Below are 19,489 nucleotides of genomic sequence, written 5' to 3'. Positions count from 1 at the left end.
ATGTTAATGGCCCGCCCGCTGCGCGACGTAGTACCCCACTGGAAGATGAGGTTGTTTTAGGTCGTTAGCCCTGGTATTACCTGCGCAAGTAGCTATAAATTTAATAGTGTCCGTGCTTGGGTCGCATCAGCACTCCACAATGTTCACCGCCAGCCCGCCACGCGCGGTTTCCTTGTACTTGGTCATCATGTCGGCCCCGGTTTCGCGCATGGTCTTTATCACCTTGTCCAAACTCACGAAGTGGCTCCCGTCGCCGTGCAAGGCCATGCGGGCGGCGTTGATGGCCTTGACGGACGCAATGGCGTTGCGCTCGATGCAGGGGATTTGCACCAAGCCGCCCACCGGGTCGCAGGTCAGGCCCAGGTGGTGTTCCATGCCGATTTCGGCCGCGTTTTCGACCTGCTCCGGCGTGCCGCCCATCACCGCGCACAGGGCAGCGGCGGCCATCGAGCAGGCCACGCCCACCTCGCCCTGGCAGCCCACTTCGGCCCCCGAGATAGAGGCATTTTCTTTGTACAGCATGCCGATGGCGGCGGCGGTCAGCATGAAGTCGATCACGCCGCTGGGCGTGGACGTGGCCACAAAGCGCACGTAGTAGTGCAACACAGCGGGCACGATGCCTGCGGCGCCGTTGGTGGGTGCGGTGACCACGCGGCCCCCGGCGGCGTTTTCTTCGTTCACGGCCAGGGCATACAGGTTCACCCAGTCCAGCACCTGTAGCGGATCACGTAGCGCGAGCTCGGGGTTGGCGCAGAGCTTGGTGAACAGGTCGGCGGCGCGGCGCTTGACCTTGAAGCCGCCGGGCAGCACGCCCTGGGTGCGGCAACCGCGCACTACGCAGGCCTGCATGACTGTCCAGATTTTCTGCAGACCCGCGTCGATTTCGGCATCGGTGCGCCAGTGCTGCTCGTTGCGGCGCATCAGCTCGGCAATGGAGATACCTGCGGTTTTGCACTGGGCCAGCAGCTCGTCGCCGCTATGGAAGGGAAAGGGCAGCACGGTGGTGTCGGGGGCCAGCACTTTTTGCTTGTTGCCGTCGGCCGCCACCTCGTCACTGACCACAAAGCCACCGCCCACCGAGTAGTAGCAGCGGTTCAGCAGCTCTGCACCGTCTGCGTCATAGGCGATGCAGCGCATGCCGTTGGGGTGAAAGGGCAGGGTCTCGCGGCGGTAGAAGGCCAGGTGGTCTTTCTCTTTGAACATCACCGGGTGCATACCGCCCAAACGCAGCAGGCCGGTGCTGCGGATGGCCTCTAGCAGGGCGGGAATGGCTTCCACGTCCACGCTTTCAGGATCATGGCCTTCCAGGCCGAGCAAGACCGCTTTGTCGGTGCCGTGGCCCTTGCCGGTGGAGCCCAGCGAGCCGTACAACTTGACCTCGACCTTGGCGCATGCGCCCAGCAGGCCCTGGTGGGCCAGGCGTTCGGTGAACATCCGGGCGGCGCGCATGGGGCCGACGGTGTGCGAGCTGCTGGGGCCGATACCGATTTTGAAGATGTCGAAAACACTGACGGCCATGGTGGGCTTTCTGATGGAGTGCAGGGGGAGGCCCTCACCCCAACCCTCTCCCGGGGGGGAGCGGGGGCAATGCAGGGCCCCGTCTTGTCCCCTCTCCCGCGCGCGGGAGAGGGCTAGGGTGAGGGTCGATGGTTCAGCGCTGTGCGGTTTGGTAGTCGGGGTGCACAAAGAAAGGCGCGTCGGAACGCGGCAGGGCTTGCTTGCCCCGGATCACATCGGCCATCTTCTCGGCCAGCATGATGGTGGGGGCGTTCAGGTTGCCGCTGACCACGTCGGGCATCAGGGACGCGTCCACCACCCGCAGGTTAGCAATGCCATGCACGCGGCCCGCGCCGTCGGTGACGGCCATGTCGTCCGTGCCCATGCGGCAGGTGCAGGACGGGTGCAGGGCGCTTTCGCCATGCTCGCGGATGTGGGCATCAATCTCGGAATCGGTCTGTACCCGGTCGGTGGGGGACACGGCATCGCCCCGGAATTTGTCGAACGCGGGCTGGCTGAAGATCTCGCGCGTCAGGCGGATGCCCGCACGCATTTCCTTGCGGTCTTGCTCGGTCGCCATGTAGTTGAACAGGATGCGCGGCGCGTCTTTGGGGCTGGCGGTTTTGAGCGTGACCGCCCCCCGGCTGGTCGGGCGCATCGGCCCCACATGCGCCTGAAAGCCGTGGAAGCTCGCCGGGGCGCTGCCGTCGTACTGGATGGCCATCGGCAAAAAGTGGTACTGCAAATCCGGGTGCTTCACGCCCGCTGCGCTGCGGATGAAGCCACCCGACTCGAAGTGGTTGGTGGCCCCCAGGCCCGTGCCCTTCAACATCCATTCCGCGCCGATCTTCACCTTGGCCACGGGGTGCATGGCGCTGTACAGGGTGATGGGTTCCTTGCACTGGTACTGCACATAGGTTTCCAGATGGTCTTGCAGGTTCGCCCCCACGCCGCGTAGCGCAGCGACGATGGGGATGCCCAGTTTGCGCAGATCGTCCGGGTTGCCCACGCCCGACAGCATCAGCAACTGTGGCGAGTTGATGGCACCGCCGCACAGAATCACTTCGCGGCTGGCGCGGATCAGGTCGGTGCGGTGGCCGTTGACCACCTCCACGCCCACGGCGCGGGGCGGACTGGTGTCGGGTGCGAACGCCACCTTGGCCACCAATGCGCGGGTACGTACTTGCAGGTTGGGGCGTTTCATTGCTGGGCGCAGGTAGGCCATCGCGGTGCTCCAGCGGCGGCCTTTGTGGACGGTCATGTCCATCGGGCCCAGACCCTCCTGGCGGTAGCCGTTCATGTCTTCGGTGCGCGTGTAACCGGCCTGTTGACCGGCTTCGATGAAGGCGTTGTACAGCGGGTTGATGCAGGCTCCGGTGGATACATTCAGTGGGCCGCTGTCGCCCCGGTAGGCATCGCCGCCCTTGGCACGGGTCTCAGTCTTGCGAAAGTAGGGCAGGCAGTCGGCGTAGGACCAGTTTTCCAGCCCTTTGTTTGAAGCCCAGCTGTCGTAATCGAGCGCGTGGCCCCGGATGTAGACCATGCCGTTGATGGATGACGACCCTCCCAGCACCCGGCCGCGCGGGCAGTACATGGGGCGGTTGTCCATGAAGGGTTCGGGCTCGGAGTGGTAGAACCAGTTGAACTTGTCGTTCGCCAGCGGGTAGGCAAAGGCCGACGGCATGTGGATGAAGATGCTGCGGTCGCCCGGCCCGGCCTCCAGCAGCAGCACTTTCACGTCCGGGTCTTCGGTCAGGCGATTCGCCAGCACGCAGCCTGCGGAGCCTGCGCCGACGATGATGTAGTCGAAATTTTCGGTGGTCATGGGGCGCAATCTCAGCGGTAGCCGCAGGCGACTTCGCCCAGTTCCACGTACACGGTTTTCAGCTGGGTGTAGTGCTCCAGCGCGACCATGCTGTTTTCATGGCCAATGCCGGATTCGCCCGCGCCGCCAAAGGGAATTTCGATCGGCGTAATGTTGTAGTTGTTGATCCAGCAAATGCCCGCCTTCAAGCGTGCCGCCACGCGGTGGCCGCGTGCCCCGTCGCGGGTGAACACGCCGGCAGCTAGGCCAAAGCGGGTGGCGTTGGCGCGCTGCACCACTTCGGCCTCGTCGTCAAATACCAGCAGCGCCATCACCGGGCCGAAGATTTCGTCCGTCACGATGGCCATGCCGTCGCTGCAGTCGGCAAAGATGGTGGGGGCGACGAAGTTGCCGTTTTCACAGCCTGGCACGCTGACTGCCGTGCCGCCACAGACCAGCGTGGCGCCACCTGTCACGCCCTGGGCCACGTAGCCCAGCACCTTGTCGCGGTGGGCGGCGGAGATGAGGGCACCGACTTCGGTTTCCGGATCGGTCGGGTCGCCCACGCGCAGCAGCAGGGTGCGTTCTTTCAGGCGGGCTAAAAACTTGTCGGCAATGCCGCGCTGCACAAACACCCGTGTGCCGTTGGTGCAGATTTCGCCCTGGGTGTAGAAATTGGCCATCATCGCGGCGCTTACGGCCTGCTCGAAGTCGGCATCGTCAAACACGATCAACGGCGACTTGCCGCCCAGCTCCATGGTCACCCGCTTCAAAGTAGCGGCGGCGCTGGCCATTACGCGTTTGCCGGTGGGGATGGAGCCCGTCACCGACACCTTGGCCACACCCGGGTGGGCCGCCAGCAGCGCGCCAGTGGTGCCCCGGCCTTGCAGCACGTTGAAGACTCCTGGGGGCACGCCCGCTTCGAGGTAAATCTCGGCTAGCTTTACGGCCGTCATGGGCGTGAGTTCGGACGGCTTAAAAATCATCGCGTTGCCCGCAGCCAGCGCGGGCGCAGACTTCCAGCAGGCAATCTGGAGGGGGTAGTTCCACGCGCCAATGCCCACGCACACGCCCAGCGGCTCGCGGCGGGTGTAGGCGAAGGCGTTCTTGAGGGGGTACTGCGCACCGGCCAGGGTGGCGGCGGCTCCGGCAAAGTATTCGATGCAGTCGGCCCCGCTGGCCACGTCCACCACGCAGGCTTCCTGCCAGGGTTTGCCGGTGTCTTGCACCTCGAGGGCGGCGAGTGCGTCGTTGCGCTCGCGCAGCAACTGTGCGGCGCGGTGCAGGATGCGGCCACGCTCGGTGCCGGTCATGGCCGACCAGATGGCAAAGCCAGCCTCTGCGGCTGCCACAGCGGCGTTGACATCTGCTTCATCGCTGTCGTGCACCCCGGCAATCACGGCTCCCGTGGCGGGGTTATTAGTGTCAAAGCGCTCGCCGCTGCCGTGCACGGGCAGGCCATTGACGAAGCTGGGGATCAAGGCATCGGTCATAAAAAATCTCAGAAAAATATCAGCGCAAGACGACGGTCTTCATGCCGTTGATGAAGACTCGGCGTTCTAAAACAAAACGCAGCGCACGGGATAAAACCAGGCTCTCTACCAGCCGCCCAGCTTGCGACAGATGCTGGGGGGTGTCGGCGTGGTCTACGCGCTCTACAGACTGCTCAATGATGGGGCCTTCGTCCAGGTCGGTGGTGGCAAAGTGGGCCGTGGCCCCAATGAGTTTCACGCCCCGGTCAAAGGCTTGCTGGTACGGCTTGCCGCCCTTAAAGCCGGGCAGAAAGGAGTGGTGGATGTTGATGACGCGGCCATGCAGCTCGTGGCATAGCTCCTCGCTCAGCACTTGCATGTAGCGGGCCAGCACCACGTATTCAGTATCGGTGTCCAGGATCAGCTGCTTGAGCTTGGCTTCTTGGGCGGGCTTGGTGTCGGCGGTGATGGGCAGGTGGTGAAAGGGGATGCCTTCGGCAGCGGCAATGGGGGCCAGGTCGGGGTGGTTGGAGACGATGGCGACGATGTCCATCTTCAGTTCGCCGCGCCGCCACTGGGCGATAAGCTCGCGCAGGCAGTGGTCGAACTTGGACACCATGATGAGCACGCGGGTGGGCATGGCCAAGTCGTGCACCTGCCACTGCGCCTGCGGAAAGCCCACCGCCAGCTCGGAAAACGCGCTGTGCAAGGCCTGTACCGAGCTGGTCAGGCTGAACACGCTGCGCACGTAAAAGCGCTCGGTGCTGTGGTCGTCAAATACCGAAAACTGTTCGATGTAGGCCCCGTGTGCGTTGAGCAGGGCCGACACGGCAGCAACCTGCCCCTGGTCGCTGCCGCAGGCGAGGTTCAGGCAGTAGTGGGTGGCTTGGGCGGTAGTCATGGACGGGGTGAAGTGGGGGTTTTGTCTTGCGCCCTCTCTCGCAGGCGGGAGAGGGTTGGGGCGAGGGCTTATTTCAGTTTGGCGGTGACGGCGGCCAAACCGTCTTTGCCGTCCAAGGTCGTCACCCCTTTGAGCCAGCCGTCCAGCGCGCCGGGGTTCTTCCTGAGGTAGGCGCGGGCGGCATCGTTGGGCTTGACCTTGTCCATGATGCCGATCATCACCGTGTTTTCCATAGTGGTGGTGAATTGCAGGTTTTTCAGCAGCGTGGCCACGTTGGGGCAGCGGGCTTCATAGCTGGGGGGCAGGGCGGTGAACACCTTGGCTTCACCCAGGTTGGGGCCGAACACCGCGTCGCCGCCTTCCAGGTATTTCATCTTCATTTGCACGTTCATGGGGTGCGGCTCCCAGCCCAGAAAGACGATGCCCTTGCTGGCGCGGCCTGCACGCTGCACTTCTGCCAGCATGCCTGCTTCGCTGGACTCGACCATTTTGAAGTCTTTCAGGCCGTACTCGTTCTTGTCGATCATGCCTTTGATGAGGGCATTGCCGTCGTTGCCGGGTTCGATGCCGTAGATCTTGCCGTCCAGCTCGGCCTTGAATTTGGCGATGTCGGCAAAGGTTTTCAGGCCCTTGTCATACAGATACGCCGGTACGGCCAGGGTGTACTTGGCACCCACCAGGTTGGGGGTCTCCAGCACCTTGATCTGCCCGGCCTTGACGAAGGGCTCGATGATCGGGGTCATGCTGGGGTTCCAGTAGCCTAAAAAGGCATCAATCTGCTTGGATTTGATGCCCGCAAACGCGATCGGCACCGAGGCGATGGTCACCGTGGGTTTGTAGCCCAAACCGTCCAGCACCACCGAGGCCAGGCCGGTGGTGGCGGCAATATCGCTCCAGCCCACATCGGCAAAGCGCACGGCCTTGCAGCTGGCGGGATCGGCCGCCCAGGCCAACGGGGCGCACAGGGTGGCAGCGGCAGCAGCAGAGGCGGTGAGTAAAGCAAGTTTCGATTTCATGTCCGGTTCCTTGAAAAGAGAGTGGGTACAGCACGACGACACCCCTGCACTTTCACAGGTTGACGGGGCACAACTTGGCTAAGAACGACGCGGAGTTGTTCTGGGGCGGCGGCATGCACACGGGCCGGTAGTGTGTGCCGATAGAATGAGTTGTTAATAAAAGATACAAAAAATGGGCCTGCGATTTAAATTCAATCTGGTGTTGGCGTTGGTGTTTCTGGCGGGATTTTTTGCCGCCGGAGCGGTGTCGCGCCAGCTTTTGCAAGACAACGCCCGGGATGAAGTGGTGCGTAACGCCCGCCTGATGATGGAAACCGCCGGTGCGGTGCGTAACTACACCATCACCCAGGTGCAGCCGCATCTGCTCAAGCAGCTGGAAGAGGTGTTTTTGCCGCAAACCGTGCCCGCCTATGCGGCCACCGAGACCCTGAACCAGCTGCAAAAGAACTACCCCGAGTACAGCTACAAAGAGGCAGTGCTCAACCCCACCAACCCCCGCGACCGCACGGCCGACTGGGAGGCCGATGTGGTGAACCAATTCCGCCAGCACGAGGGCATACGCGAAGTGGTGGGCGAGCGGCCGTCACTCACCGGGCGCAGCCTGTACATTGCCAAGCCCATCCAGATCACCAATGCGGCCTGCCTGCAATGCCATAGCGTGGCCGCTGCTGCGCCGCCCACCATGCTCAAAATCTACGGTACGGCCAATGGCTTTGGCTGGAAGCACAACGAAATCGTTGGTGCCCAGGTGGTGTCGGTGCCGATGGAGGTGCCGCTGGCCCACGCGGACCGGGCCTTTACCGCCTTCATGGCCTCGCTGGCCGGGGTGTTTGTGGTGGTTTTCATTGTGCTCAACATCATGCTCAGCTGGCTCATCGTGCGGCCGATCCGCCGCATGTCGATGGCGGCCGACGGCATTTCCACCGGGGACTTCAACCAGCCCGAGTTCAGCGAAAAAGGCGGTGACGAAGTCGCCGTGCTGGGCAGTTCCTTCAACCGCATGCGCCGCAGTCTGGAAAAAGCCATGCAGATGATTGACGAGTAAACCCATGTCGGATCCTGGCGCAGCGCCCAAAAAAGCCACGGTCGATACGGCCAGTCTGCCTGCGGGCTACCGCATGTTGGAATACCAGATCCAAAGCGTGCTGGGCAGTGGCGGCTTTGGCATTACCTATTTGGCCAAGGACGACAACCTGAACCTGACGGTAGCGATCAAGGAATATTTCCCCAACGGCCTGGTGGCACGCGGTGATGACCACGCCGTAGCGGTACGCGACGGCCAGCAGGGTGCGCAGGCCAAGTACGACTGGGGTTTGCAGCGATTTCTGGATGAAGCCCGGGCTCTGGCCTCGTTTCGGCACCCCAATATCGTGCGTGTGCTGCGCTATTTTCGGCACAACGACAGCGCCTACATCGTCATGGAATACGAAGTGGGCCAGCGCCTGAAACGCTGGGTGCCCAACCAAGCGCCCCTGGGCCGGGATGCCTTGCTGTCCATCATCCATCCGCTGCTCGATGGACTGGATGCCGTGCACGCCACTGGCTTCCTGCACCGCGACATCAAGCCAGACAACATCTATGTGCGCGCCGATGGCACGCCGGTGCTGCTCGACTTTGGCGCAGCCCGCCGCGTCAGCAGCGACAGCGCTATGACCAACATCATCAGCCCGGGTTTTGCGCCGTTTGAGCAGTACCACTCCCAGGGCAAGCAAGGGGCCTGGACCGACATCTATTCTCTCGGCGCGGTGATGTACTGGATGACCACCGGCGAGAAGCCCACCGAGTCGGCCGCGCGTGTTACGCAAGACACCATGCTGCCCGCCTCCAGCATTGGCGATGCCGGGGTTTTTGGGGTCAAACTGCTACAGGCCATCGACTGGGCGATGCTGCCCGATGAGAGCCGCCGTCCGCAAACGGTCGCCTTGTTCCGGGCGGCGATTGTGGAAGCCGCAAAACCCGACATTGCGGCCATGCCGGACTTCCATCTGGCCTCAGAGAGCGGCCTCATCAACCGTACGGCTGCGGCCCGCATCCCCGCCGACCAGCGGCGTAACCTGCTGTGCACCATCCTGTTCCTGGACCTGGTGGGCTACTCGATCCGCTCGGTCGATGGCCAGGTGGCGCTGAAAAGAGTGTTCAACGAACTCATCGTCAAGGCCCTGCATGGCATTGCCGAAGAAACCCGTATCGCCATTGACACGGGCGACGGCGCGGCGATCTGCTTTTTAGGCGACCCCGAGGAAGCCCTGCAATCGGCCATGCTGCTGCGCGACCTGCTGGGGCAACGCTATGGCAGCCAGGTGGCGGTGCGGATGGGGCTGCACATGGGGCCGGTGCGCATCATCTCGGACATCAACGAGCGGGTGAACGTGGTGGGCGATGGCATCAACGTGGCCAAGCGCGTCATGGACTTCGCCCAGGCCAATCAACTGCTGGTGTCGCGCTCGTACTTTGATGTCATCTCGCGCATTACCGACCGCACGGACGAGCTGTTTCGCTACCTTGGCCAGCACGAAGACAAGCATGGCCGCCTGCACGAGGTCTATGCGGTGGAATCCATCCTGCTGGGCTCTGAGAGCACCCTGAAAATGGGGCCGACAGTCGGCACGGGCTACACCACCACGGTGCGCATGCAGACCGCCACGCTACTGGCCCCCGAGAAGGTGCTGGAGATTGAAGCCGAACTCTCCCGCCACATCGGCCCGCTGGCGCAGGTGCTGGTGCGCAAAGCGCTGCCTTTGGCGCAAGGCATTGCCCATCTGCGGGAAACCCTGGCCCCGGCCATCCAGGAGTCGCGCACGCGCGAATCGTTTTTGGCCGGCAACCAAGCTGCGAGCCATGCGCACTTCGCCAGCAAAACCACGCCCAGCGGATTCCAGTCGCTCACGACGGCACCGGGCATGCTCCGCAGTCAGCCCGTGAGCCAAGCGCCCAGCCAGCCCGTGACGGGCCGGCCGAATAGCCTTGGCAGCCACAGCTTCCCGGGCACCAGCCAATCCGTGTCGCAGCTGCGTTCGGCGGCACCCCCCTTCGAGATCAGCGCGGACGAGCTGGCCACCATAGAGCTGGCGCTGAGCAAGTTCATCGGCCCGATCGCCAAAGTACTGATCCGCAAAAAAGCCGGTCACTGCACCACCTTCAAAGACTTCATCGCCACCATCGCCCAAACGATTGACCGGCCCGAACAGCGGGAGCTATTCATCCAGGCTCTGAAGCGCGCATTGCCGAAGCGGTCGTATTAGGATTTTGTGGGTGAAATTGGCATCTGGCGCATATCTAACCTGCGCTAGAAGCTATTAAAAATATAGCGTCCTTCGCATTCCGTCAAGCCACCCGCATCACCGGTCCAGGGCGCTCTTGCCAGGCGCTTGGGCGTGGTTTGGTGGTGGCGGCTGCATGGCTGCGGCGCTCTTCACTGGGAGACTGGCCGAACAGGCTGCGGTAGGCCTTGCAGAAGTGTGACGACGACTGGAAGCCGCAGGCCACGGTGACCTGCATGATGGGCATACTGCTGTGGGTGAGCAGCTCCTGGGCGCGGCGCAGGCGCAGGTTCATGTAGTACTGCGCCGGGTTCATGCTGAAGTAGCGGTGGAACAGGCGCTCCAGCTGGCGCAGCGACAGGTGGATGGCACTGGCCAGCTCGGCCAGGGGCAGGGGTTCTTCGATATTGGCGGCCATGATTTCGGCGGCTTCGGTGAGGTGCTGGTAGCCAGGGCCGATGCATTCGGGCTGGGGGATGCGCTGGCGGTCCTTGCTGGCACGCAGGCGCTCGACGATGAACTGCTCGGACACATCCATCACCAGCTTGGCGCCAAAGCGCTCGCGCATCAGGTGCAGCATCAGGTGCAGCGGGCTGGTGCCGCCGGAGCAGGTGATGCGCTCGCGGTCGACGATGAAGACTTCGGTGGAGAACTGCACCTTGGGGAATTCTTCGCTGATGGCGGCCAGGTTTTCCCAGTGGATGGCGCAGCGGTGGCCGTCCAGCAGGCCGGCGCTGGCCAGGGCGTAGGCTCCGGTGCAGAGCGATCCCATAGTGGCACCCGACGCGGCACATTGGCGCAGCAGCTGGCGCACCGCATCGTTGGTGGCCTGGCGCACGTTGACCCCGCCGCAGACAAACACCATGTCGCAATCGGCCAGCCCGGCCAGGCTGCCCAGTGCGCTGACCGCCAGGCCGTTGCTGGCCACGGCGGCATGCTGTTCGGGGCTGACCACGCTCCAGCGGTACAGGGTCTGGCGGCTGATGTAGTTGGCCATGCGCAGGGTTTCCACCGCGTTGGCAAAGGCGATCATCGAATACTCAGGCAGCAGGATGAAGCCGACGTGGATCGTGCGGGCCTTGCCACTGGCGTCATTGGCGCCGAATGCGGCAGCCGGGGCGGATTCTGGAGAGATGCGGGGCACGGTAGGGGTCCTTAGCTTTCTCTGGTTTTTCGGGCCACGCCGAAGCTTTCCGTCAGGCGATCCAGGATGATAGCCAGCAGCACCACTGCCAACCCACTCTCAAACCCGAGGCCGATGTCCAGCCGCTGGATGCTGGCCAGCACGTCGTTGCCCAGCCCACCCGCGCCCACCATTGAGGCGATGATGACCATCGACAGCGCCATCATGATGGTCTGGTTGACCCCGGCCATGATGGTGGGCAGGGCGATGGGTAGCTGCACTTTGAACAGCAGTTGCGTGGCGGTGCAGCCAAAGGCGTTGCCCGCTTCGACCTGCTCGGCGCTGACCTGGCGGATGCCTAAGCTGGTCAGGCGCACCACGGGCGGCATGGCAAAGATCACGGTGGCAATGGTGCCGGGCACGCGGCCCAGGCCAAACAGCATGGCGGCCGGAATCAGGTACACAAAGGCGGGCATGGTCTGCATGAAGTCGAGGATCGGGCGTACCGTGGCGTTTATGTGGTTGTTGCGGGCACACCAGATGCCCAGGGGGATGCCGAAAACCAGGCTGATGATGGTGGCCGACAGCGTGAGCGCCAGCGTCACCATGGTTTGCGGCCAGAAGCCGGTCACCACAATCAGCATCAAGGCCAAAGCAACAAACACGCCAAACTTCCAGCCCAGGCGGCGCCAGCCCACCACCGTGGCCACCAGAATCACCAGCCAGAAGGGGATGGCCAGCATGGCTTGCTCAATCGACTGGGCAAAGCCCTCCACCACCACGCCGATGGAGTCGAACACGGTGGCGCTGCTGTCGAGCAGGCTTTTGACGCCCGCATTCACCCATTTGCCCAGTGGCAGCATGTTGTGCGTGGCATCGGTGACTTGGGTCAGCAGATCAGACATGGCGGGCCTCATTGGACATTTTGTGGGACATTTTGACGAGCAGGCTGCGCGCAGAAATGCAGCCCAGCAACTGGTTTGTGGAATCGAACACGCCCACGGGTTGGTCGCCGCCGAGCACGATTTTCATGGCGTCGGGCAGGGTGGTGGACCAGGGCAGGCGCGGCCCGCCGGTGTAGGAGTGGCCGTTTAGGCCGGGGTCGAGCAGGTCGGCGGCAGTGAGGTAGCGCGAGGTGTCCACGCCTTCAAAGAAGCGGCGCACGTAGTCGTTGGCGGGCTGGGTGATGATTTGGTGCGCGGTGCCTTCTTGCACCAGGTTGCCGCCTTCCATGATGGCGATGCGGGTGCCGATGCGCAGGGCTTCTTCGAGGTCGTGCGACACAAACAGCACGGTGCGTTGCTGCTTTTTTTGCAGCTCCAGCATCAGGCCCTGCATTTCCACGCGCTTGAGCGGGTCGAGCGCCGAGAAGGCTTCGTCCATGAGCAGGATGTCGGGGTCTACCGCCAAGGCGCGGGCCAGGCCCACCCGCTGCTGCATGCCGCCCGAGAGCTGCGAGGGGAATTTGGCGGCGTAGGTTTGCAGGCCCACTTGGCCGAGCACCTCCAGGGCGCGGGCTTCGCGGGTTTTGCGGTCTGTTCCGGCCATTTCGAGTCCGAAGGCGGCGTTATCCAGTACGTTGCGGTGTGGCATCAGGGCGAACGACTGGAACACCATTGCCACCCGCTTGCGCCGCCACTTCACCAGCGCGGGCTGGGGCAGCCGGGCGATGTCTTCACCGTCGATATTGATGGAGCCCGAAGACGGCTCGACCAGCCGGTTGATGAGCCGGATCAGCGTGGACTTGCCCGAGCCCGACAAGCCCATGAGCACGTAAATTTCTCCCGCTGCCACGTCAAAGCTGACTTTGTTGACCCCCACGACATGGCCGGTGGTGGCAAAAACCTCGTCTTTGCTGCGCCCCTCTGCCAGCATCTTTTGGGCGGGGGCGATATTGTTGCCAAATATTTTGTATAAATTTTTGACGCTGATCTTGGGCTTGGACATCGCGGGTCTCCGGGATTATGGGGTGGCAATAACACGCTGCGGTATTTATTATTAGCAAGCAGCGTGCCACTATTTTCTGTGAGAAATTAAATTAAAACATAGGGTTAATCCATAAGAATGCGGTGCGAATGGTGCGCTTGCACCAATATAGGTTTTTTTATAAATTACAAAATGTAAAAAACCGCCAAAAAACGGTGTTGGGCGGATGGAGTGGGGCAGATTTTTTTAGCGGTCTATCACAATGTCACTGGTGGGCTTGCTGCAACAGGGCAAAAACCAGCCTTGGTCGATTTCGCGTTGGCGGATACCACCCGCATGTTTCATTTCTACTGTGCCGGATATTTTTTTGGATTTACAGGTGCCACATGCACCGCCGCTGCATGACGAAGGAAGGCGCACGCCCGCTGCTGCCGAGGCTTGCAAAATAGTTTGGTCAGACCGGCAATTAAATGATGATCCTATTTTTTGCAGATCAATTTTGTATATTGTTTCTGTATTTTCTTTTGTTGCTTCTGGATAATCTGGATGGAGGGCGGTATCGGCCTCCAGTGCGGCAAATGAAAAGCTTTCTTCGCGGTAGCGCGGCATGTCAAAACCGGCCGTGCACAGCAGGCTGCGCACCGCCGCCATGAACGGGGCTGGGCCGCAGGTGTAGACATCGCGCTGTAGGAAGTCGGGTGCAATGTGGGCCAGCCGGGCGGCATCTAGCCGACCCAGGTGGCCAGCATAGGGGCTGCCCGGCGTGTGATTTTCGCAGACCAGGGCGATGCGAAAGTGCGGCATATTGCGCGCCATCAGGGCCAGCTCTTCGGAAAACAGCACGTCGGCGGGGCTGCGGGCGCAGTGCACAAACACCACGTCGGCGTCGCTGCCCAAATCAAACAGGGCGCGGGCCATCGCCATCAGCGGGGTCACGCCGCTGCCGCCCGACATAAATAGGTAGCTTTTGGCCGGTGCGGTGAAGCAGCTGAATGCGCCCGATGGCCCCATCGCGCCCAGTTCCATGCCGACGCGCACATTATCGTGCAGCCAGTTGGACACGATGCCGCCGGGCACGCGCTTGACGGTGATGCTGACGACATCGGGCCGGGTGGGCGTGCTGGACAGGGTGTAGCAGCGGTTGATGCGTGCGCCGCCAATCTCCAGCTCCAGCGTGATGAACTGGCCTGGCAGGTAGCGGAAGTTGCGCGGGCCTGCACTGGCCGCCAGCACAAAGGTTTTGACATCCGCCGTCTCCTGGCGGATGTGCACGCAGCGCAGGGTTTCATCCTGGTCGGAGTTCCAGGGCGGGGACACCGGGGCGGCAAAGTCTGGGGCGTAGAAAGGGATGGACATAGTCAGCTAGTCAAAGTGCTCAGGCGGTTCACGTACCAGTTGCAAAACTTCTCCACCAGGCCTTCGGTGAAGGGCGAGTAGGGGCCGGGCTCGTAGGCTCCGGTGGCAATGCCGATTTGTGATTCTTCGACCAAACGGCGGTCTTGGTCGTTGGTGGCGTTCCACACGGCAGTGAGGTTTTCCTTGGTGTAGTCCACGCCTTCGACCGCGTCTTTGTGCACGCACCAGGTGGTGCGCACCAGGGTTTTGGTGGCCGAGATCGGCAGCACGGTGAAGCTGACGATGTGGTCGCTCATGAAGTGGTGCCAGGAATTGGGTTGGGTCCAGAAAGACAGGCCACCGAGCGCCGGATCTACGAAGTCTGCTAGCAATTTCTTGGATGCGACTTCAGCGTTCATGGTCTGCGACTGGCCTGAGCGGTCGATCGGCAGGCGCTGGGTACGGAAGCCGGTGACACGGTCGTCCAGCGTGTCGATCTCGGCCGAAGGCAGGCCCATGCCTTCCCAGCGCTCATGGTTGGCGGCCATGATGTCCTGGAAGCGTTGCAGGTCGGCCTTGTTGTGCTCGTCGGGCTGGTAACCAAAGCCGTACTCATAGAGCGAGATGGTCAATTCGGGATGGTTGCCCACGCAGTGGTAGCACTCGCGGTTGTTCTCCATCGTCAGCTTCCAGTTGCAGTCTTCGATGATGTCCACCTGCGCCGCCACCTTGCACTGGCTGAGCTGGTGCGGGGCGATATAGGGGGTCATCTCGGCGGCCATTTGCGCGAAGTCTTCGGGCGGGTGCTCGGCCAGGCAGATGAACAGCAGCCCGGCCAGGTTGCGGATGTGCACGGGTTTGAGACTGTGGCCGCTGGGGTCGAAGTCTTCGCCCATGTGTTTGGCGTGGAGCAGTTTGCCGGTCAGGTCGTAGGTCCACTGGTGGTAGGGGCAGACGATGTTGCCCACCACGCCCTGCTGGTTGGCGCACAGGCGGGAGCCCCGGTGGCGGCAGACGTTGTGGAAGGCCTGGATCTGCATGTCGTCATCGCGCACGATCAGGATGGAGTTTTTGCCAAAGTCCACGGTGATGTAGTCACCGGCCTCGGGTACTTGCGGCTCAACGGCAACAAAGATCCAGTGCTTGCCGAAGATGTGCTCCATATCGGCCTGCAAAATGGTGTCGCTCAGATAAAACGGGGCCTCCAGGCTGTAGCCGGGGCGGCGGCGGGCCAGCAGTTCGCGGGTCAGCAGGGTTTGCGCAGATAGGGTGGCGTGCGTGGTGGTCATGGGAATGTCTCCTCAAAAGGTCACAAGAGAATGGGTGCGCAGGTAATCGAGAACGGCTTGGGCTTTGCTGTCAACACTGCCGGTTTGGATGACGGTGCCACCGGTAGAGGGCGATTCAATGGCGCCCAGCATGCGGGCGTGGCCGGATTGCACGGTTTTGGCTTCCAGCACTTGGCGCCGCTTGCGGCTGGGGACCAATACACCCTCAGCCGTGCGCAGGCGAGGGGAGGAAGGCCTGACATCCGGCCCCCACCCCAGCCCTCCCCCGGGGGGGGAGGGGGCAAGACAGGGCTCCGTATCACTCCCTCCCCCCTCGGGGGAGGGTTGGGGTGGGGGCCGGTGAGGCACCAGTACCGGAGTGCGAATAATTTCTCCAGCCACCGCGTCGGCCAGCGAATGGCGCAGCGTCAACGGAGCCGCCGCGCTGATGGCCAGCACCGCCGGAGCCTGCACCTTCAAACGCCGCCGTGCGCCTTTGGGCAGGGCCTGGGTGACGATCCAGCCGGAGCCGTCGGCTTCCACGTGCAGCACGTCGGTCACCAAGGGCCGCCCCAGCGCTGCCGCAAGGGTGTAAGGCAATACACCGGAACCCTGGTCGGCTTCGGAGCGCGTGCCGGTCAGCACCAGGGCCACACCACGCAGGGCGGGCAGCAGCATGTCCAACAGCCGGGCATCGTCTGCGCATTGCAGTACCTCGACCACGGGCGCACCCAGTGCCAGGTAGTCGCGGGCTACCGCGTCAGGCATGGGGCCTGCGCACAGTAGGCGCACCGGCATCGACAAGCCCAGGGCCAGCGTAGCGGCTGTGGCATCAGCCTGGCAGCGGGTCAGGCGCTGGCTGCTGGGGTGGCGGCGCGGGGCTACCAGTACGGTGATGGTGTTCATGCGCCTTCTTTCTCTTTGCGAACCAGGCCGAGCAGGGCTTGCATCAAGGCGGCGCTGTCTTCCACCACGGTCAGGTCGGCGCGGCGGGCGATGGGGGCTGCTGCATCCAGGTTCACCGCGATCACGTGGCGGCAGTCCTTGATGCCTTGCAGATGCTGCACTGCGCCCGAGATGCCCAGCGCCAGATAGCCGGATGCCGAAACGGTTTTGCCGGTGGCCCCAATTTGTTGCGTGCGGGCAAAGCGGCCATCGTCCACCGCCACGCGGGATGCGCCCACCGCCGCGCCCACGGCCAAAGCCAGGGCGTGGAACAGGGGCAGGTCGGTCACGCCATTGCCTGCGGCGAGGATGAAGTCGGCTTCTTCCAGCGCCAGGGTTTGCGGGTCACCAGCTTGCATGCCGAGGTCCTCGATACCGGCATCCGGCACGGCGGGCAAGGCCGGTGCGGCTGCGCGCAGGCCCAGGCCGATAAACGGCAGCTTGGTGCTGGCGACACCCTTGGCCAGCAGCACCACCGGGGCGTGCGGGCACAGCCAGTCTTGCTGCCCATTGGCGGGTACGCGCAGGCTGTCTGCCGCCAGTTCGACCACGCCGCATTGCAGGCCCAGGCCCGTGGCAACCGCGAAACGGCGACCCAGTTGCCCGTCGGCGGCGCTGTCGGCAAACAGCCACTGCGTTGGGGCGAGTGCGGCGTGCAGACCTTGCAGCCACTGCACGCAGGCGCTGGGCTGGTAGGCGCTGGGGTCGAAACTGTCCAGCATTAGAAGCTTGTCCACGCCCAAGATGGCTACATCGTCACCACACGGCCCCAGTACCGCCAAGACGATTTCGGTGTCTGCCGTGGCCAGGATGGCGGCGGCGGCGATGGCTTGGCGTGCGCCATCGGTCAGCGCGCCGCGCTCGGCGTGGGTGACGACCAGGGTGCAGCGGGTAAATGGGCCTTGGCTGCGCACCGGTTTGATGGCGGGGCCGTTGGCGGCATTAGCCGTCAGGCGTTCACCCTCGCTGCTGCCCAGGATGATGCGGCGCAGGCCTGCGGGGGTGATGATGGCGGGGCGGCGCGGATCGATGCGGCGAATCAAGGTGTTCATGCAACCTCCAAGGCGTGTGCCACCAACTCGGCAATGTCCAATACCTCGGGCCGGGGGCCGACCACGCCTTCGAGCATCGCCGTGCAGTTGGGGCAGGCCACAGCCACCACGCCTGCGCCGGTTTGCTTCGCGTCGGCCATGCGGATGTCGGGGATGCGGGTGGTGCCGGGTATATCGGTAAACGGTGCGCCGCCGCCGCCGCCGCAGCAGCGGCCGCGTTCGCGGCTGCGTTCCATTTCCACCACTTGGATGCCAATGCCCTTGAGCACGGCACGCGGGGCATCCACCTCGCGGCCATAGCGGCCCAGGTAGCAGGGGTCGTGGTAGGTCACGGCCTCTAAGCTGCCTGCGCGGGTGGGCTGGAGCGTCTTTTTGGCCAGCAGGTCGGCCAGCAGCTGGGTGTGGTGCCACACGTCGAAGTTGCCGCCCATAGCGGGGAATTCATTCTTCAGCGAATGGAAGATATGCGGATCGGGCGTGACGATGTGTGCAAACTTGCGGGTTTGGAGCGTGGCGATGAGCTGCTTGGACAAGCGTTGGAAACCCGCTTCGTCGCCCAGCCGCCGTGCCAAATCGCCGCAATCGGTCTCTGCCGCGCCCAGGATGGCGATCTTTAGCTCTGCTTTTTGTAGCGTCTTGATGAAGGCCCGCAGGCTGCGCTGGTAACGCATATCGAAGCCGCCTTCGCCGACCAGCACCAGCCAGTCGGTTGCAGCGCCCTCGTTGAGTACCGGCAGGTTCAAATCCGCCGCCCAGTGGTGGCGCGCAGTCAGCGGGAAGCCGCCCACGGTATCGGTGTCGCGCAGTTGTGCCAGAACTTCCATGCCCTTGTTGGGCACCACGCCAGTCACCAGGGTGATGTGGCGGCGCATGTCGACGATGGCATCCACGTGCTCGATCAGCATCGGGCACTCTTGTACACAGGCGCGGCAGGTGGTGCAGGACCAGAGCGTGTCGGCGTTGATCAGGCCGCCCACGATGGGCAAGTGCGGTGCGCCAGAATGTTCGCCGACCTTGTGGCCGGGGTAGGGGCTGCCAGCGTAATTTGCGTCGCTCTTGGCGCTCATGCCGACCACCAAATCCTGGATCAGCTTCTTGGGGTTCAGCGGCTGGCCTGCGGCAAATGCGGGGCAGGCGGCCTCGCACTTGCCGCACTGCACGCAGGCGTCGAAGGACAGCAGCTTGTTCCAGGCGAAGTCGGCGGGCTTGCCGACGCCCATGTCTTCAGGGGTGAGGGTGAGGGGTTGCAGGGCCGTGGCAAAACGCCGTTCGGCAGGGCTCCCAAAGCGCTCGGGCCGCGGGTGCAAGCCCAGGTGTAGCAGACCGGCGACGGCGTGCTTCATGGGGCCGCCTAGGCCGATGCCAAAGGCCAGCTCCGCAGCGCCTGCGGCAAATGCCAAGCTGATCACACCCGCCAGCCAGGGGGCAAGGGCTGTGCCGGTGAGTGCCACGGCGCCCACCAGCGCCACGGCCACTGCAAACAGCATGAGGGAGTAGGGCAGGCGGCTCCACGCCCCTTTGGACAGGCGGGCTGGCGCATTGCGGCGGCGCGAGGCCATTGCCGTGGCACCGGCCAACATCATCAACCCCGCCAGCAGCAAAACGCCGTCCAGCACCGGCCAGTACAGGCCCAGGCCGTAGTTCAGCCCCACCAGCGCCAGCGCCAGAATTGCACCGCCCGCCACGCCCACGTGGGCCCGGGCGACGAAGGGTTCACGTGCCACTACGTCGTGCAGGTCCACAAAGTAACGCTTCGGTATTTGTAGCAGTCCGCGCATATCTACTGAGCGCTGGCGGCCTTTTTTCCATATAAGCGCCCGGCGGGCCATGCCCCAGGCCAGGCCCAGCATTGCCAGCCAGAAAATCGTGCTTACCAGGTGCGCCAGCATG

At 63.3% G+C, this 19,489-nt stretch carries 15 protein-coding genes; 2 read left to right on the top strand and 13 right to left on the bottom strand.

What is annotated here, in order from left to right; all coding sequences use genetic code 11:
* Positions 1 to 126: 126 nt before the first annotated feature.
* The 5 genes from AC0969_RS03400 to AC0969_RS03380 form a co-directional block, all read right to left on the bottom strand.
* Positions 127 to 1,518 (bottom strand): L-serine ammonia-lyase, encoded by a 1,392-nt coding sequence (locus AC0969_RS03400; RefSeq protein ID WP_479622714.1) that lies wholly within the window; start codon positions 1,516 to 1,518, stop codon positions 127 to 129.
* A gap of 133 nt (positions 1,519 to 1,651) precedes the next feature.
* Positions 1,652 to 3,322, bottom strand: a complete 1,671-nt coding sequence (betA, locus tag AC0969_RS03395) for a choline dehydrogenase (protein ID WP_479622713.1) — start codon at positions 3,320 to 3,322, stop codon at positions 1,652 to 1,654.
* Positions 3,323 to 3,333: 11 nt separating this feature from the next.
* Positions 3,334 to 4,794: a betaine-aldehyde dehydrogenase gene (gene betB / locus AC0969_RS03390; RefSeq protein ID WP_479622712.1), complete on the bottom strand. Its 1,461-nt coding sequence runs from the start codon at positions 4,792 to 4,794 to the stop codon at positions 3,334 to 3,336.
* A gap of 19 nt (positions 4,795 to 4,813) precedes the next feature.
* On the bottom strand, positions 4,814 to 5,674 hold the full coding sequence (gene purU, locus AC0969_RS03385; RefSeq protein ID WP_479622711.1) for a formyltetrahydrofolate deformylase: 861 nt from the start codon (positions 5,672 to 5,674) through the stop codon (positions 4,814 to 4,816).
* Positions 5,675 to 5,742: 68 nt separating this feature from the next.
* On the bottom strand, positions 5,743 to 6,690 hold the full coding sequence (locus AC0969_RS03380) for a choline ABC transporter substrate-binding protein (protein WP_479622710.1): 948 nt from the start codon (positions 6,688 to 6,690) through the stop codon (positions 5,743 to 5,745).
* Between the two features lie 172 nt (positions 6,691 to 6,862).
* Between AC0969_RS03380 and AC0969_RS03375 the strand changes: the two genes are divergently transcribed.
* Complete coding sequence (locus AC0969_RS03375) at positions 6,863 to 7,735, top strand: Tll0287-like domain-containing protein (protein WP_479622709.1); 873 nt, start codon at positions 6,863 to 6,865, stop codon at positions 7,733 to 7,735.
* 4 nt (positions 7,736 to 7,739) lie between these two features.
* Positions 7,740 to 9,932 carry a protein kinase domain-containing protein gene (locus AC0969_RS03370; protein WP_479622708.1) on the top strand — a complete coding sequence of 731 codons (2,193 nt, stop codon included), beginning with the start codon at positions 7,740 to 7,742 and terminating at the stop codon, positions 9,930 to 9,932.
* Between the two features lie 82 nt (positions 9,933 to 10,014).
* Here the strand turns inward: AC0969_RS03370 and AC0969_RS03365 are convergent, their stop codons facing one another.
* The 8 genes from AC0969_RS03365 to AC0969_RS03330 all read right to left on the bottom strand — a co-directional run bounded on the left by AC0969_RS03365 (position 10,015) and on the right by AC0969_RS03330 (position 19,488).
* Positions 10,015 to 10,983: a GlxA family transcriptional regulator gene (locus AC0969_RS03365; protein ID WP_479622831.1), complete on the bottom strand. Its 969-nt coding sequence runs from the start codon at positions 10,981 to 10,983 to the stop codon at positions 10,015 to 10,017.
* Positions 10,984 to 11,105: 122 nt separating this feature from the next.
* Positions 11,106 to 11,978, bottom strand: coding sequence for an ABC transporter permease (locus AC0969_RS03360; RefSeq protein WP_479622707.1), 873 nt, complete (start codon positions 11,976 to 11,978; stop codon positions 11,106 to 11,108).
* Complete coding sequence (locus AC0969_RS03355) at positions 11,971 to 13,020, bottom strand: quaternary amine ABC transporter ATP-binding protein (RefSeq protein WP_479622706.1); 1,050 nt, start codon at positions 13,018 to 13,020, stop codon at positions 11,971 to 11,973. The genes AC0969_RS03360 and AC0969_RS03355 overlap by 8 nt, the downstream gene beginning before the upstream one ends.
* Positions 13,021 to 13,245: 225 nt before the next feature.
* Positions 13,246 to 14,355, bottom strand: coding sequence for an FAD-binding oxidoreductase (locus tag AC0969_RS03350; RefSeq protein WP_479622705.1), 1,110 nt, complete (start codon positions 14,353 to 14,355; stop codon positions 13,246 to 13,248).
* 2 nt (positions 14,356 to 14,357) lie between these two features.
* On the bottom strand, positions 14,358 to 15,623 hold the full coding sequence (locus tag AC0969_RS03345; RefSeq protein ID WP_479622704.1) for an aromatic ring-hydroxylating oxygenase subunit alpha: 1,266 nt from the start codon (positions 15,621 to 15,623) through the stop codon (positions 14,358 to 14,360).
* A gap of 12 nt (positions 15,624 to 15,635) precedes the next feature.
* The gene (locus AC0969_RS03340) at positions 15,636 to 16,508 is read right to left on the bottom strand and encodes an adenine nucleotide alpha hydrolase family protein (RefSeq protein ID WP_479622703.1); all 873 of its coding nucleotides are present in this window, start codon (positions 16,506 to 16,508) and stop codon (positions 15,636 to 15,638) included.
* Positions 16,505 to 17,599 carry an FAD-binding protein gene (locus AC0969_RS03335; RefSeq protein ID WP_479622702.1) on the bottom strand — a complete coding sequence of 365 codons (1,095 nt, stop codon included), beginning with the start codon at positions 17,597 to 17,599 and terminating at the stop codon, positions 16,505 to 16,507. The genes AC0969_RS03340 and AC0969_RS03335 overlap by 4 nt, the downstream gene beginning before the upstream one ends.
* Positions 17,596 to 19,488 (bottom strand): (Fe-S)-binding protein, encoded by a 1,893-nt coding sequence (locus AC0969_RS03330; protein WP_479622701.1) that lies wholly within the window; start codon positions 19,486 to 19,488, stop codon positions 17,596 to 17,598. Before AC0969_RS03330 ends, AC0969_RS03335 begins: the two co-directional genes overlap by 4 nt.
* Between the last annotated feature and the right edge of the window lies 1 nt (position 19,489).

Source organism: Rhodoferax sp. LB1P47 (assembly GCF_056521445.1).
This window is presented reverse-complemented; position numbering and strand designations above follow the sequence as displayed.

Coding starts and splice junctions, on each gene's coding strand:
- AC0969_RS03400 (WP_479622714.1), bottom strand. CDS start 1,518: ATGGCCGTCAGTGTTTTCGACATCTTCAAAATCGGTATCGGCCCCAGC.
- betA (WP_479622713.1), bottom strand. CDS start 3,322: ATGACCACCGAAAATTTCGACTACATCATCGTCGGCGCAGGCTCCGCA.
- betB (WP_479622712.1), bottom strand. CDS start 4,794: ATGACCGATGCCTTGATCCCCAGCTTCGTCAATGGCCTGCCCGTGCAC.
- purU (WP_479622711.1), bottom strand. CDS start 5,674: ATGACTACCGCCCAAGCCACCCACTACTGCCTGAACCTCGCCTGCGGC.
- AC0969_RS03380 (WP_479622710.1), bottom strand. CDS start 6,690: ATGAAATCGAAACTTGCTTTACTCACCGCCTCTGCTGCTGCCGCTGCC.
- AC0969_RS03375 (WP_479622709.1), top strand. CDS start 6,863: ATGGGCCTGCGATTTAAATTCAATCTGGTGTTGGCGTTGGTGTTTCTG.
- AC0969_RS03370 (WP_479622708.1), top strand. CDS start 7,740: ATGTCGGATCCTGGCGCAGCGCCCAAAAAAGCCACGGTCGATACGGCC.
- AC0969_RS03365 (WP_479622831.1), bottom strand. CDS start 10,983: ATGATCGCCTTTGCCAACGCGGTGGAAACCCTGCGCATGGCCAACTAC.
- AC0969_RS03360 (WP_479622707.1), bottom strand. CDS start 11,978: ATGTCTGATCTGCTGACCCAAGTCACCGATGCCACGCACAACATGCTG.
- AC0969_RS03355 (WP_479622706.1), bottom strand. CDS start 13,020: ATGTCCAAGCCCAAGATCAGCGTCAAAAATTTATACAAAATATTTGGC.
- AC0969_RS03350 (WP_479622705.1), bottom strand. CDS start 14,355: ATGTCCATCCCTTTCTACGCCCCAGACTTTGCCGCCCCGGTGTCCCCG.
- AC0969_RS03345 (WP_479622704.1), bottom strand. CDS start 15,623: ATGACCACCACGCACGCCACCCTATCTGCGCAAACCCTGCTGACCCGC.
- AC0969_RS03340 (WP_479622703.1), bottom strand. CDS start 16,508: ATGAACACCATCACCGTACTGGTAGCCCCGCGCCGCCACCCCAGCAGC.
- AC0969_RS03335 (WP_479622702.1), bottom strand. CDS start 17,599: ATGAACACCTTGATTCGCCGCATCGATCCGCGCCGCCCCGCCATCATC.
- AC0969_RS03330 (WP_479622701.1), bottom strand. CDS start 19,488: ATGCTGGCGCACCTGGTAAGCACGATTTTCTGGCTGGCAATGCTGGGC.